Source organism: Yoonia sp., assembly GCF_046498525.1.
Lineage (GTDB): Bacteria > Pseudomonadota > Alphaproteobacteria > Rhodobacterales > Rhodobacteraceae > Yoonia.
Genome location: NZ_JAWOAN010000036.1, coordinates 1 through 12831 on the forward strand (window position 1 = coordinate 1; position 12831 = coordinate 12831).

The window sequence follows — 12831 nt, forward strand, 5'->3', positions numbered from 1 at the left end:
ACCACGTGATGACCGCGTGGCCACCTGATCGATATCCAGAATATCCTCTTCGGTGCCCAGCCCCTGTCGCATCCACATGATCCTGACCGCCTCTCATGGTCGGCAAGCAAAAGACTGCCTGGCAATAAATGAAGGCATCCGGTGCGCCGAACAGCCCCGCAACCGGAACACAGCATCGTCACGGCAAATACGGTTCGACATGATCTGCGAGGCAAATGGGTCGACCACCGCCTTACCAAGCCAAACCATCCGTGGCGTTTGAAGGGCCTGAAAACAGTCCGGCGGGTTTTTTCCGGTAAAGGGCAAGGTCGAGCGCATGAACCGCACGAACAATGAGGCAACGGTAAATAGACACCACCACAACAGCCACGACCACATCTTGCCAATTTCATGGCAGCCTACAACTTCGTCCCTAGGCTCAGGACCCTCAGCCGAACAACGTCTTACGAATACATCTGTAAAATCCCGACAGCATCCCCGGATCGATTCATCCTGAATCTAATCCACCAAATGCCAGAACTGATAACCTAGTAAATGTACCGAATTTGCTCGGTCCAGTACCGCTCGACGCGTCGCAACGCGACAGTGATGTCTTCGACACCCTTCTGGTCCAAAACGCCACGATCCATGAGGCCTTCGGAATGGGTCCTGAAAAGTCGTGTCACCAAGATGTGCACGCCACGCCCTTTTTCGGTCAGGCGGACGCGCACTGATCTGCGGTCAATTTCGCTGCGTTGGTGGTGCATATAGCCGGATTCAACAAGTTTCTTGAGATTGTAAGACACATTTGAGCCCTGATAGTAGCCGCGGGATTTCAGTTCGCCTGCGGTCACTTCATTGTCCCCGACGTTGAAAAGCAAAAGAGCTTGCACCGCGTTGATTTCAAGCAGCCCCACCCGCTCGAATTCGTCCTTGATCACGTCAAGAAGCAACCGGTGAAGACGTTCCACCAGATTGAGCGCGTCAAGGTAGCTATCCATAAAGGCCGCGCTGCGCGCGTCCGGCATGGCGGGCGTATCTGGCTGATTCAGGTCCGAATATATGCTCATTATTCTGCTGCTCCTTTTCTGTCCGCATCTTGGGATAAAACGAAACAAACAATAATAAGTTAAGCGATGTATTCAGCCCCGATCAGTCGGGTCGCGTCACGCCTTCGGCATCGCGTGCAATTTGCGTCACAAGGTTCAAGTACGGTTCCGGCGTTGGAATCTGCCCGCCGATCCAACCATAAATATCATGGTCATTCTCCGACAGAAGCTGATCATAAAGCACCAGTGCTTCATCCGAAAACCCGGCAAGACTTTCATCGGCAAAGGCCTGCAGGATCAGGTCCATTTCCTTGATGCCGCGCCGCATCGACCGCATTCGCAGCCGTTTGATCATCGTTTCACGGGTTTCCGTCATGTCAGTCCTTCAATGCCTTGCGCAGTTGTTTTTCCAGCCGTCCCAGCTTTTCACCGGATTGCGCAATCTGACCGCGCAACGCGCGCAACTCTGCAAGCAGGTCAACCAGATCACTGGTCATCGGGCTGCTCTCGTCCGGACCGTCAGGGCCAGTGCCCTCGCCCGTCAGTAGCCAGCTCATCGACACACCAAGCACACCCGATACCATCTGGAGCCGGTTCGCACGCGGTTCCTTGAGGTCGTTTTCCCACGCCTGAATGACGCTTGCCTTCACGCCCAGTTTTGCAGCCAGCCCCTTCTGATCAAGGCCTGTCGCTTCGCGTGCGCCTGCCAAGCGGTCACCGAAAGTCGCCGTGTCCGCGCCATACCATTCTTGTTCATCCGTCATCGTGCCGCCCTTCAATCTCTTGCCATCCAAGGCCCATGCATCCTATGTCACAGACAGAGCCTGTTTACCATTGGATCATCAAATGACCTTTCTTTCTGCGACACTCGACCGCGTCAAACCGTCCCCTACCATCGCGGTGACAACCAAAGCCGCCGAACTCAAGGCTGCGGGCCGCGATGTCATCGGCCTTGGTGCCGGTGAACCCGATTTTGATACCCCCCAGAACATCAAGGACGCCGCCATAGCGGCCATTGGCGCGGGCAAGACCAAATATACCGCCGTTGACGGCATCCCCGAATTGAAAGAAGCGATCTGCGCAAAATTCAAGCGCGACAATGATCTGGCCTACGTCCCTGCCCAAGTTACGGTAGGCACCGGCGGCAAGCAGGTTCTTTACAACGCGTTCATGGCGACCCTGAACCCAGATGACGAGGTCATCATTCCTGCCCCCTACTGGGTCAGCTATCCCGATATGGTGCTTTTGGCTGGCGGCACGCCGGTACCGGTCGAAGCTACGCTGGACGCGAATTTCAAAATCACCGCCGCCCAACTGGAGGCGGCAATCACGCCAAACACCAAGTGGTTCCTTTTCAACTCGCCCTCGAACCCCACTGGTGCCGGTTATAGCTGGTCCGAACTCAAGGCCCTGACAGACGTCCTGCTGCGCCACCCGCACGTCTGGATCATGACCGACGACATGTACGAACACCTCGCTTATGGGGATTTCAAGTTCTGCACGCCTGCGCAGGTGGAACCGCAACTTTACGACCGCACCCTGACCGCGAACGGCGTGTCCAAAGCCTATGCCATGACGGGGTGGCGCATCGGCTATGCTGCGGGACCGGAACTGCTGATCAAGGCGATGCGCAAGGTGCAGTCGCAATCGACCTCCAACCCCTGCTCTGTCAGCCAATATGCCGCAGTCGAGGCGCTGAACGGCACACAAGAGTTTCTTGCGACCAACAACACGGTGTTCGAACGGCGCCGTGATCTGGTCGTTTCCATGCTGAACAAAGCTCCGGGTATTGTCTGCCCGCAGCCGGAAGGGGCTTTCTATGTCTACCCGTCCATCGCGGGTTGCATCGGCAAGACGACAGCCGCTGGCACGCTGATCGACAACGATGAAACCTTCGCGACTGCCTTGTTGGAAGAAACCGGTGTCGCGGTGGTCTTTGGCGCGGCCTTCGGCCTCAGCCCCAATTTCCGCGTCAGCTATGCGACATCCGATGACGCCTTGAAAGAGGCCTGCCAGCGGATCATCACCTTTTGCGAAGAGCTGAAATGACAGAGCTGCCCGAGCTGTACTTCCGCATCCGCGAAAACGGTGCCACGGTCTTTCGGGTCAACGCCGAGAACCGAGAGCGGCGCATCGAAATGGATCAGATCGCCGTCGTGAACACCAATCGGGGTGACTACAAGGTGCATGGCGACACCACGCTCAGCCCAACAGAAGAGGCCGTGATTGGCGACTGGATGCAGGCACGTCTGGCACTGCTGGCCGCGCGCAACATGGATGATATCCACCGCGCCATCGACCACCTGAACCTGACCGCACACTGGGCGCAGGCCAAAGCCAGCGATGACCAGCTCGCGCAGATTACCGACGATCTGCTTATGGCGATGCATGACTTGCGCAGCGTGCTCGTGCGCAAGAAAACCGACAGGCTTTCAAAGGCGAAATAAACCGCATGACACCCCGCAGATACCGCCCGTTCAGACCGCTTGCGGCAGCGGGCGGCCCTCTTCCCAAGCGATGATATTGTCCAAGGCCATCTGGCCCATCGCCTCGCGGATTTCCAACGCGGCAGTGCCCAGATGGGGCAAAAGCACCACGTTCTCCAGCGCGCGAAAGGCATCCGGTACATGGGGTTCATGTTCAAACACATCCAAGCCCGCCCCAGCAATCTGGCCGGTTTGCAAAGCCGCGATCAACGCTGCTTCATCCACCACATCACCGCGGGCGATATTGACGAAAATCCCCGTGGGTTTCATCGCGGCCAAAGCAGCAGCATCAATCAAATGCGCATTGCCACCACCTCCGGGTACGGTGACAACGATGATATCGGCCTCGCGCATCAGGTCGTGCAAGGTTTCGACCTGACGGGCAGGAAAATCAACGGATTTGCGCGACCGGTTGAAATACAGGACCGGCATCTCGAAACCGAAATGACAGCGACGCGCGACAGCCTGACCGATCCGGCCCATGCCGACGATGCCGACAGTCTTGCCCGTGACATGCGTGCCCAACATCTGGGTGGGGCTCCAGCCTGTCCATGCGTCGGCACGGACCATACGTTCACCCTCGCCGGCACGGCGACAAGCCGACAGAATCAGGGTCAGGCCGATATCGGCTGTCGCGTCGGTCACAACGTCAGGTGTATTCGAGACCGACACGCCCGCCATGCCAGCCGCCGCCACATCGATATGGTTATAGCCCACCCCGAAATTGGCCAGCACACCGCAGCGCAGATCCCCGATAAACGCCTCTGCGCTGAACTGATCGCCCAAAGTGGGCAGGATGGCATCATAGTCGGCCAATGCCTGCGCCGCTTCGGCCACGGTCAGGCCATCGGCACTCTCGCGGACGGTCACGTCAAAGCGCGCGCGCGCAGCCTCCAGATTGGCTTCGGGAAGAACACGGGTGATCAGAAGTTTCTTCAATGCAAACGCCCTCCATCAGGCACTTTTTGATCGGGGCCGACCAGAACGACCTCTCCATTCTCGTCAGGCATACCGAGAACCAGAACCTCTGACATGAATTTCCCGATCTGGCGAGGCGGGAAATTGACGACGGCCATCACCTGACGGCCCATAAGAGCCTCGGGCCGGTAATGCACAGTGATCTGGGCCGATGTCTTTTTCTCGCCGATCTCATCGCCGAAATCGATCCAGAGCTTGATCGCGGGCTTGCGTGCCTCGGGATAGGGCTCCGCCCGAAGAACAGTGCCGACGCGCACATCGACCTTCAGGAAGTCATCAAAACTGATCTCACCCATTGGCCAACTCGCGCGACCGTTGCGCAGCAGCGGCGACAGCACGCCGCAGCAACGGCGGGAACCCCGTCTCGAAATCCATCAGGACCTTCAGGGCCGCTTCGGTCGTCCCGTTGGGGGACGTCACGTTGGCCCGTAACTGTGCCGGGTTCACATCATCGTGTTCTGCCAGATCACCGGCACCAGCCACGGTCGCTTTCGCCAGATGCATGGCAAGATCGGCAGGCAGACCTTCGGCCACGCCCGCCGCTGCCAGCGTTTCAATCAGGTGAAAGACATAAGCAGGACCAGAGCCCGAAACGGCCGTCACCACATCCATCTGGTCCTCATCATCCAGACGAACCACATCACCGACAGACAACAGCAATGCCTCTGCCAGATCCATCTGGTCAGCGGCGACCTTATCGTTGCCCACAATCGCCGTGATGCCGCGGCCAATCGCGGCTGGCGTATTCGGCATGGCCCGCACGATAGGGGTGTCCTCGCCCAGAACACTCTCGAATGTGCTGATCGGGGTACCGGCAGCGATCGAGATCACAAGTGTTTCACCGTTGCCCAGCGCCTTCACATCCGGCAGTGCCGCCCCCATCATCTGCGGCTTGACCGCGATAATCGCGACGGCAGGGTTCTTGGGTAGCTTCCCACCGATCTGGACACCTTGTTCTTTCAGCCAGTCGGATGGATCGGGATCAATCACGGATACCGACAAGGGCGGCAGGCCGGTGCGCAACCACCCTTCCAACATCGCAGATCCCATCTTGCCACATCCCAGCAAGACAAGCCCACGCTCTGCAACATCGGTCATATTCATCGCACGCCACCTCTTATTTGACTTTCAACAGGTTAGCCAAAGGATGGGCCCGTTGGAAGGTCCGTTTTCACCAATGACGACAGATGAAGCACGGCCACCGGAACAGGTGAACAAACGCAGTGGCGCGCAGCAATCTATCACTGCGCGCCACCTGCGTTAAATCAAAAAGGTCTCAGGCCCGCCCGTAGGCCCCACCGATTGCGACCTGTACGGCCTCTTTCGCTGTCCGGTCGGCCCATGTGACCAGTTGGATTGCCGGATAATACTGCTCGCAGGCGGCGACGGCGGCACCGATCATCGTGTCGATCTGGTCCGGCCCTGCGACCTGATCGCCCGTCAGCATCAACCCGTAGCGATAGACCATCAGTTGCTGCTCGTCCCACCACGTGAACGCACCCGCCCAGCAGCGGTCATTGATCACGTTCAGCGTCTCGTAAAGGGCGGGCTTGCGGTCTTCGGGCGGCTCCATCTCGAAGCTGCAAATCAGGCGCAAAGTTTCGTCATAGGCCGACCACGCCAGTGTTATGGAGTAGGTACGCCACTGGCCTTCAACGGCCATTGCGATCTGGTCGTCGTGGATGCGGTCGAATTCCCACGCATGGTGTTCCGCGATGTGTTCCACCAGATCGATGGGATGAAGATCGTCAGCCTCAAGGTAATGCTCGGACAGTGCCATATGCTCGGCCTCACTGCGTTGGCGCATGGGTCATGGCAGTGCCCAAGCGCTAGGTGCCTGCTCTAGGGGCAGTGTTGTTCACGTTTGGCCCCTACTACATATCGTGGCCCAACCAAGCCACACCTGTAAAGCAATTTCTCGGGGATAAAGCGCATGTCGCAGAAAATTCATGTGGATAATTGCCTTCCTCGGCGCATCGGCCCAATCTGTGCACAACAAAGGAGCAACCACCCATGAACACTGATCTTCTGAAACGACTGTGCGAAATGCCCGGCGTACCCGGCCACGAGGACCGTGTGCGCGAATTGATCAAAGCTGAAGTCTCGGGCCTTTTTGATTCGGTCGAAACCGACCCGATGGGCACCCTGCTCTGCCGTCGCAATGCCGAGAACAAGGGCGCGCCCAAGATCATGCTGCTTTGCCATATGGACGAGATCGGCTTTCTGGTCAGCCATATCGACAAGAACGGCTTTCTCTATGTCCTGCCCGTCGGCGGGTTCGACCCGCGCAACCTGTTTTCCCGCCGCGTGTTGGTCTGCACGGATGAAGGTGATTTCAAAGGCGTAATGAACCCCGGGGGCAAACCGGTCCACATTTCTTCCCCCGAAGATCGCAAGAAAATCCCCGAAGTGGGCGAATTCTTCATCGACCTCGGCCTTGGCAAGGCGGCAAAGGATATCGTCAAGGTCGGCGATTACGTGGTGATGGACGAACCCTTCCTCGAGATGGGTGACAAGTTCGTGTCCAAGGCGCTTGATAATCGCATCGCCTGCTGGCTGGGGATCGAGGCGATCAGGGCCTTGGGCAAAAAAGGGCGTGGTGCCGAAATTCACGTGGCCTTCACCACGCAGGAAGAAGTGGGGCTGCGCGGTGCGCGCACCTCAGCCTATGCAATCAAACCCGACATCGGCTTGGGCATCGACGTGACCCTGTCCTGCGACACGCCCGGCATCCCCGACAAGGACGCAACCACGATCCAGGGCAAAGGCTTCGGGCTGCACGTGCGCGACAGCTCTTTCATTGCCGACAAGAAACTGGTCAGCGAAATCGAGGCTCTCGCGATCAGGAAAAAAATCCCCTATCAGCGCACGATGCTCGGGGCCGGCGGGCAAGACGGGGCCGCAGCACAACAGGCAGCGGCAGGCGCGCGGGCGGTGGGGATTGTTGTGGGAACACGCTATATCCACACCGTGACCGAAATGATCGAAAAAGACGACCTGCAGGCGGCACTGGATATTCTGGTGGCTTATTTGGGAGAGTTTTAGGGGCGGGGGGCTCCCCCGCCACTCACCTTGAATGGGGTCGGGTCAGGTCCCGACCTACTTCTTGGCTTCCAGTGCCGCGATCCGTGCGCTGAGCGCTTCGTTCTCTTCGCGTGCTTTCTGCGCCATCGCGCGCACGGCATCGAATTCTTCGCGGGTGACGAAGTCGCGGTCGGCGAGCCAGCGATCCATCATGGATTTCATCGCCGTGTTGGCCTCGTCCTTGGCGCCTTGGGCGACGCCCATGGCGTTGGTCATCAACTGGCTGAGGTCGTCTAGAATCTTGTTGTTGCTTTGCATGGGTCACTCCGATCTCTTGAAGCCATATATGGGGCTTTGCGGCTTTCGTCACAACCCGACAGTTGCGGTTGACTTTGCCGCACCCCCGGACAAGGAATAGCGGCATGTTTGCAGCCATTCCCTTTCCCGATATCTCACCCGAGATTTTCTCGTTCACTGTCTTCGGGGCCAATATCGCGCTGCGCTGGTACGCGATGGCTTATATCGTGGGCATCGCGATCGGGTGGCAGATTATCAAAATGGCCTTGAACCGCCCTGACCTTTGGCGCAACGGCCCGCCGATGAAGGTGGCGCAACTCGAAGACCTGCTAACCTATATCGTGATTGGCGTCATCGGCGGCGGGCGTTTGGGCTATGTGTTCTTTTACAAACCCGCCGGATTTCTGGCTGCTCCGCTCGACGTTTTCAAAATCTGGGAAGGCGGGCTGTCATTTCACGGCGGGTTTCTGGGTGTCGTCATTGCCGTCTATGTCTTCAGCCGCAGGCAAAAGGTCCCCCTCCCCGATCTGGCCGATATCATCGCCGTATCCGCGACCCCCGCGATCCTGCTGGTTCGGATCGCCAATTTCATCAATGCCGAACTATGGGGGCGGCCGACGGACCTGCCATGGGGTGTGATCTTTCCCGGCCAAGCCGCCCAAGCCTGCGCCACGGCGTTGGAACCGTGCGTACGCCACCCATCGCAACTCTATGAAGCGGGTCTTGAAGGGCTGCTTCTGGGAACAATACTGATCCTGCTCGCCTTCCGCTTCGGAGCGCTCAAGAAACCTTGGCTTCTTTCCGGTATCTTTTTCACGGGCTACGGCCTTGCCCGTTTCCTTGTCGAATTCGTTCGCCAGCCGGACGCGCAATTCGTCAGCGCGGGCAATCCGCTGGGTCTTGCGTTTCACGTGGGCGGCTACGGGCTGACCATGGGCCAGACCCTCACCCTGCCGATGATCCTGATCGGTCTGATTGTCGTGATCAGGGCCGCGCGCAGATGACCGCCTTGGGTGATCTCCTGATCGCCCGGATCGCCCGGACCGGCCCGATCAGCCTTGCCGACTATATGGCGGATTGCCTGATGCATCCCCGGCACGGTTATTACGCCACGCGCGACCCGTTCGGTGCCGCGGGTGATTTCACGACAGCGCCCGAGATTAGCCAGATGTTCGGCGAACTGGTTGGCCTGTCACTCGCGCAGGCATGGGTCGATCAGGGGCGACCCGCCCCGATCACACTGGCCGAGCTTGGGCCGGGCCGCGGAACGCTGATGGCGGATGCGCTGCGTGCCACGCAGGGCGTGCCGGGCTTTCACGATGCCCTGTCGGTGCATCTGGTGGAAACCTCGCCCGCCTTGCGCGCCGCCCAAGCAGAACGTATCCCGCAGGCCACATGGCATGACAGCGTCACAACCCTGCCCGATACCCCGCTTTTACTGATCGCCAATGAATTCTTCGACGCCCTGCCCATCCGCCAGTTCGTGCGCGACGGCGACGGTTGGCGCGAAAAGATGGTAAGCGTCAGTGATGGTGCGCTCGGCTTCGGGCTTTCCGATGCGGCCCCCGTCGCGCTTCTTGAAGATCGCCTTGCAGACACGCAGGACGGAAATCTGGTCGAGGTTTGTCCGCAACTCCCCTTTGTGACTGCAACAATTAGCACCAAGATCCAACAGTTCGGCGGTTGCGCCCTGATCATCGACTACGGCGACTGGCACTCGCTGGGGGACACATTGCAAGCGCTCAAAGCGCAAAAATACGCCGACCCCCTCGCCACGCCCGGCGAAGCGGATCTGACCGCCCATGTCGATTTCGCTGCTATCGCAGCAAACGCAAACCCTGCCAAATTCAGCCGTCTGACAACGCAGGGTGTGTTTCTCGAACGGCTCGGGATCACGCAGCGCGCACAGGCCTTGGCACGCAAACTGACCGGCGATGCACGCACTTCCCATATTGCCGCACATCGGCGCTTGACCCATCCGGCGGAAATGGGTGAACTCTTTAAAGTGATCAGCATCTATCCATCGACAGCCACACCCCCGCCGGGATTGGAGCCATGACACTCGACATTATCACCAACCCGCTTTTGGAAGGCGTCCCGCATGGGTTCTTCACCCGCCGTGGTGGTGCGTCTTCGGGTGTATTTTCGGGATTGAACTGCGGCTACGGCAGCTCTGACCAGAAAGATATCGTGACGATCAACAGATCACGCGTGGCCGGTATCCTCGGTGTAGGTACCGATCATCTTGTGGGCGTGCATCAGGTCCATTCCGCAGAAGCCGTCAACATGACCGAGCCGGTCACCCCTTCGCCTCGGGCGGATGCATTGGTGACGGCAACCGACGGAATCGCACTTTCGATCCTCACGGCGGACTGCCAGCCTGTGCTTTTCGCAGATACCAAGGCGCGCGTCATCGGGGCCGCCCATGCAGGGTGGAAAGGTGCGCTGAACGGTGTGCTTGAAGCGACGGTTGCGCAAATGGAAGCTTTGGGCGCGACCAGAGGCAACATCACCGCAGTGATCGGACCGTCCATCAGCCAGCCTAATTATGAGGTTGGCCCCGAATTCCGTGATGCCTTCATCAACGCGGACCCCCGCTTTGATCGCTTTTTCCTCCAAGGCAAAGCGGACCGGTTCCATTTTGATTTACCCGGTTTCGGCCTGTTCCAGCTCAAGCAAAGCGGGGTCGGGGCAGCAGCATGGACGCACCACTGCACCTATGCGGATCCAAAGCGATTCTACAGTTACCGCCGGTCCGTACACGAAAAGCAGGCCGATTATGGCAGACTGATCGCGGCAATCAGGCTCGGAGCCACTGCCGTTTAACAAAATGAGGCAAGAGTTGCCTATTTTTGTTAAACTTTGCCATTTCCCCACGTGCCTTAATTCAATTTTTTATGTTTTATTTCAGCGTACTACTGGCGTTTTCCAGAGTTAACGAAATTCGCGCAGTGTTTTTTTGCAATGGTCAAAATATCGCCCGTTTGATCCAGCAATCTATGGTCAATCGCAACTCACAACGGTTGCACTTCACAAAGAGGTATCACCATGAAAAGCCGCTGGCAGAAATCCCTTGAAGCAGCTGTTGCAGCTTACGACACACCAATGCCCTGGGCACGGGGCAACATTCGTAAGGCGATGATCGAACGTCGTGAAGCCAAAGCCGATACGACCTTGCAACTTCGCAGAGTGATCTCGCGCAGCGCCTGATCGGCCACCCGCGTATTCCTGTAACGCCGCTTGCGGTGGACGGGATCACTCTTATTGATGCTGGTGTTTCCATTTTATCAACGCTGATCCGTGTGTTGGGTCGGTCTTTGGGCGCACCAATTTGCACGGCTCTGCCGTGCAATCCGAATGAATTGTAACGATTGCTCAGTTGTTGTTGGTGGGACAGCAGGTGACGTCAGACCCAAGAAGGCTCTCGTATGGACCAGTCCCTTTCAACCGCTTCCGCCCAACCGATTGACATTTTCAGCCAGCAGATCAGGCAGACGCCTGCCCAGCGGCAACATGCCAAAACACAAGTCAGTGATGTCGCCCAGCGCAGATACGAGGTCATGTACCTTGACGCGCACGGCTGTTTCAATGAATTCAACACGATTGCCCGCGCGCACCCCGCATTTGAAGAAGCCTTCGCAGCGCTTGGTCACAATGCTATCGTGCAGACCCAGAACGGCTATATCTCCGTCGAAGACGTGATGCCCGGTGACAAGGTCCGCCTTGCCGATGGCAGCTATGAAACGCTGCAATGGCGTGGCCGGATTACGCTGGGCCCCTCTTCGAACGCGGCCAACGCCAAGCAACCGATGATGACCCGCATCACCGGTGACGCGCTTGGGTTCACCCGGCCATCGCAAGATCTGGTTCTTGGCCCGGCAGCGCGCCTGCTGCACCGCGCCAACGGCATCCGCAAGGTGGCGGGCACGGACGCCGCCTTCATGCCTGCTTCCGACTTTGTAGACGACAACAATGTCCTAAGCCTGAAACCATCCACGCCGGTCAGCGTGTTCCAGTTCGGTTTTGCCGGCCAGCGCTGCCTTTTGGTGAACGGGCTCGAGGTTGAAACGCTCCATCCCGGTTCCGCCTTCAACCTCGGGCTGCGCGGGGACGCCTTGCGTGAATATCTCTCGCTCTTCCCGCACAAGCGCGGGTTCGAAGACTTCGGCATGATGAATTATCCACGCCTGCGGATGCGCGACCTAGAGTTGCTGGGCTAGGACCTGCGGGGTGATCTTCACGGATCGCCCCCAGAACCTCCACAACAGCAGCACCGCCGCAACGGCAAGGCCGATCACAAGGCCAAGCCAAAGACCAAGGGCACCAAAGCCGAAGGTAAATGCCAGCAGATAACTGGCTGGCAGCCCGATCACCCAATAGCTGATCGTCGCCATCACCATGGGTACGGTCGTATCCTGCACACCACGCAACAGGCCCAGCGCAAGCACCTGCAATCCATCGACAAGCTGGAACAGGGCCGCAATCATGATCAGGCTTGCCCCGATCCGCAGCAAATTGGCACGTTCAGGTTCGTTCGGGTCGATGAAAAGCGACACAAGCGTTTCAGGAAATATCAGGAAGATCAACGACGTGATCACCGCGTAAACCGCCGACATTCCGATCGCCGTGATCCCGCCACGCCGCAATGACAGTTCGTCGCGCCGTCCCAGTGCGCGCCCTGCCCGCACGGTTGCGGCCTGACTGAAACCGATGTGCACCATGAAGGTCAGGCTTGCCAACTGGATCGCGATACCATGCGCCGCCAGCTCAATCGCACCGATCCAACCCATCATCACAGCCGATGCGCTGAACAGCCCGCCTTCGGCCAGTGACGTCAGGCCGATGGGCCAACCAAGGGCAAACACCCGCTTGAGGATTTCGCTATCGCTGCGCCAGAAATTCTTGAACAGTTCGAACTGCGGTAGAACCCGGCCAATATAGACGACCAAAATCAGCACCGTGATCAGATTGACGGTCAGCGACGCAATCGCGGCACCCTGGATGCCCAACGCGGGCAT

Annotated in this window: 17 protein-coding genes; 8 read left to right on the forward strand and 9 right to left on the reverse strand. The window is 58.4% G+C overall.

The window, feature by feature from the left end:
* Window positions 1–527 precede the first annotated feature (527 nt).
* The 3 genes from R6T97_RS02515 to R6T97_RS02525 all read right to left on the reverse strand — a co-directional run bounded on the left by R6T97_RS02515 (window position 528) and on the right by R6T97_RS02525 (window position 1792).
* Window positions 528–1049, reverse strand: coding sequence for a MarR family winged helix-turn-helix transcriptional regulator (locus R6T97_RS02515; protein ID WP_410347739.1), 522 nt, complete (start codon window positions 1047–1049; stop codon window positions 528–530).
* A gap of 82 nt (window positions 1050–1131) precedes the next feature.
* Window positions 1132–1404: a succinate dehydrogenase assembly factor 2 gene (locus R6T97_RS02520; protein WP_410347740.1), complete on the reverse strand. Its 273-nt coding sequence runs from the start codon at window positions 1402–1404 to the stop codon at window positions 1132–1134.
* A gap of 1 nt (window position 1405) precedes the next feature.
* Complete coding sequence (locus R6T97_RS02525) at window positions 1406–1792, reverse strand: multiprotein-bridging factor 1 family protein (protein ID WP_410347741.1); 387 nt, start codon at window positions 1790–1792, stop codon at window positions 1406–1408.
* Between the two features lie 82 nt (window positions 1793–1874).
* Here R6T97_RS02525 and R6T97_RS02530 point away from each other — a divergent pair, with 82 nt between their 5' ends.
* Both R6T97_RS02530 and R6T97_RS02535 read left to right on the forward strand, forming a co-directional pair.
* Window positions 1875–3077: a pyridoxal phosphate-dependent aminotransferase gene (locus R6T97_RS02530; protein WP_410347742.1), complete on the forward strand. Its 1203-nt coding sequence runs from the start codon at window positions 1875–1877 to the stop codon at window positions 3075–3077.
* Entirely contained in the window at window positions 3074–3475 is a 402-nt protein-coding gene (locus R6T97_RS02535) for a hypothetical protein (protein ID WP_410347743.1), read from the forward strand. Before R6T97_RS02530 ends, R6T97_RS02535 begins: the two co-directional genes overlap by 4 nt.
* Window positions 3476–3505: 30 nt before the next feature.
* Here the strand turns inward: R6T97_RS02535 and R6T97_RS02540 are convergent, their stop codons facing one another.
* The 4 genes from R6T97_RS02540 to R6T97_RS02555 all read right to left on the reverse strand — a co-directional run bounded on the left by R6T97_RS02540 (window position 3506) and on the right by R6T97_RS02555 (window position 6272).
* The gene (locus R6T97_RS02540; RefSeq protein WP_410347744.1) at window positions 3506–4453 is read right to left on the reverse strand and encodes a 2-hydroxyacid dehydrogenase; all 948 of its coding nucleotides are present in this window, start codon (window positions 4451–4453) and stop codon (window positions 3506–3508) included.
* Window positions 4450–4788, reverse strand: coding sequence for a tRNA-binding protein (locus R6T97_RS02545; RefSeq protein WP_410347745.1), 339 nt, complete (start codon window positions 4786–4788; stop codon window positions 4450–4452). The genes R6T97_RS02540 and R6T97_RS02545 overlap by 4 nt, the downstream gene beginning before the upstream one ends.
* Window positions 4781–5596, reverse strand: a complete 816-nt coding sequence (gene proC / locus R6T97_RS02550) for a pyrroline-5-carboxylate reductase (RefSeq protein ID WP_410347746.1) — start codon at window positions 5594–5596, stop codon at window positions 4781–4783. The genes R6T97_RS02545 and proC overlap by 8 nt, the downstream gene beginning before the upstream one ends.
* A 172-nt stretch (window positions 5597–5768) precedes the next feature.
* Entirely contained in the window at window positions 5769–6272 is a 504-nt protein-coding gene (locus R6T97_RS02555) for a YbjN domain-containing protein (protein WP_410347755.1), read from the reverse strand.
* Window positions 6273–6505: 233 nt separating this feature from the next.
* On the opposite strand from R6T97_RS02555, the gene R6T97_RS02560 reads away from it, so the two are divergent.
* Window positions 6506–7537, forward strand: coding sequence for a M42 family metallopeptidase (locus R6T97_RS02560; RefSeq protein ID WP_410347747.1), 1032 nt, complete (start codon window positions 6506–6508; stop codon window positions 7535–7537).
* Window positions 7538–7591: 54 nt separating this feature from the next.
* On the opposite strand, the gene R6T97_RS02565 is transcribed toward R6T97_RS02560, so the two are convergent.
* Window positions 7592–7834 (reverse strand): accessory factor UbiK family protein, encoded by a 243-nt coding sequence (locus R6T97_RS02565; RefSeq protein WP_410347748.1) that lies wholly within the window; start codon window positions 7832–7834, stop codon window positions 7592–7594.
* A 104-nt stretch (window positions 7835–7938) separates the two neighbouring features.
* On the opposite strand from R6T97_RS02565, the gene lgt reads away from it, so the two are divergent.
* The 5 genes from lgt to R6T97_RS02590 all read left to right on the forward strand — a co-directional run bounded on the left by lgt (window position 7939) and on the right by R6T97_RS02590 (window position 12033).
* Window positions 7939–8817: a prolipoprotein diacylglyceryl transferase gene (lgt, locus tag R6T97_RS02570; RefSeq protein ID WP_410347749.1), complete on the forward strand. Its 879-nt coding sequence runs from the start codon at window positions 7939–7941 to the stop codon at window positions 8815–8817.
* Window positions 8814–9872, forward strand: a complete 1059-nt coding sequence (locus R6T97_RS02575; protein WP_410347750.1) for a class I SAM-dependent methyltransferase — start codon at window positions 8814–8816, stop codon at window positions 9870–9872. The genes lgt and R6T97_RS02575 overlap by 4 nt, the downstream gene beginning before the upstream one ends.
* The gene (pgeF, locus tag R6T97_RS02580) at window positions 9869–10639 is read left to right on the forward strand and encodes a peptidoglycan editing factor PgeF (protein WP_410347751.1); all 771 of its coding nucleotides are present in this window, start codon (window positions 9869–9871) and stop codon (window positions 10637–10639) included. Before R6T97_RS02575 ends, pgeF begins: the two co-directional genes overlap by 4 nt.
* Before the next feature lie 222 nt (window positions 10640–10861).
* The gene (locus tag R6T97_RS02585) at window positions 10862–11023 is read left to right on the forward strand and encodes a hypothetical protein (protein ID WP_410347752.1); all 162 of its coding nucleotides are present in this window, start codon (window positions 10862–10864) and stop codon (window positions 11021–11023) included.
* Between the two features lie 218 nt (window positions 11024–11241).
* The gene (locus R6T97_RS02590) at window positions 11242–12033 is read left to right on the forward strand and encodes a Hint domain-containing protein (protein ID WP_410347753.1); all 792 of its coding nucleotides are present in this window, start codon (window positions 11242–11244) and stop codon (window positions 12031–12033) included.
* Here R6T97_RS02590 and R6T97_RS02595 read toward each other — a convergent pair.
* A partial coding sequence (locus R6T97_RS02595; protein ID WP_410347754.1) for an MATE family efflux transporter occupies window positions 12016–12831 on the reverse strand: 816 nt, incomplete at its 5' end. The two genes, R6T97_RS02590 and R6T97_RS02595, sit on opposite strands and share 18 nt — an antisense overlap.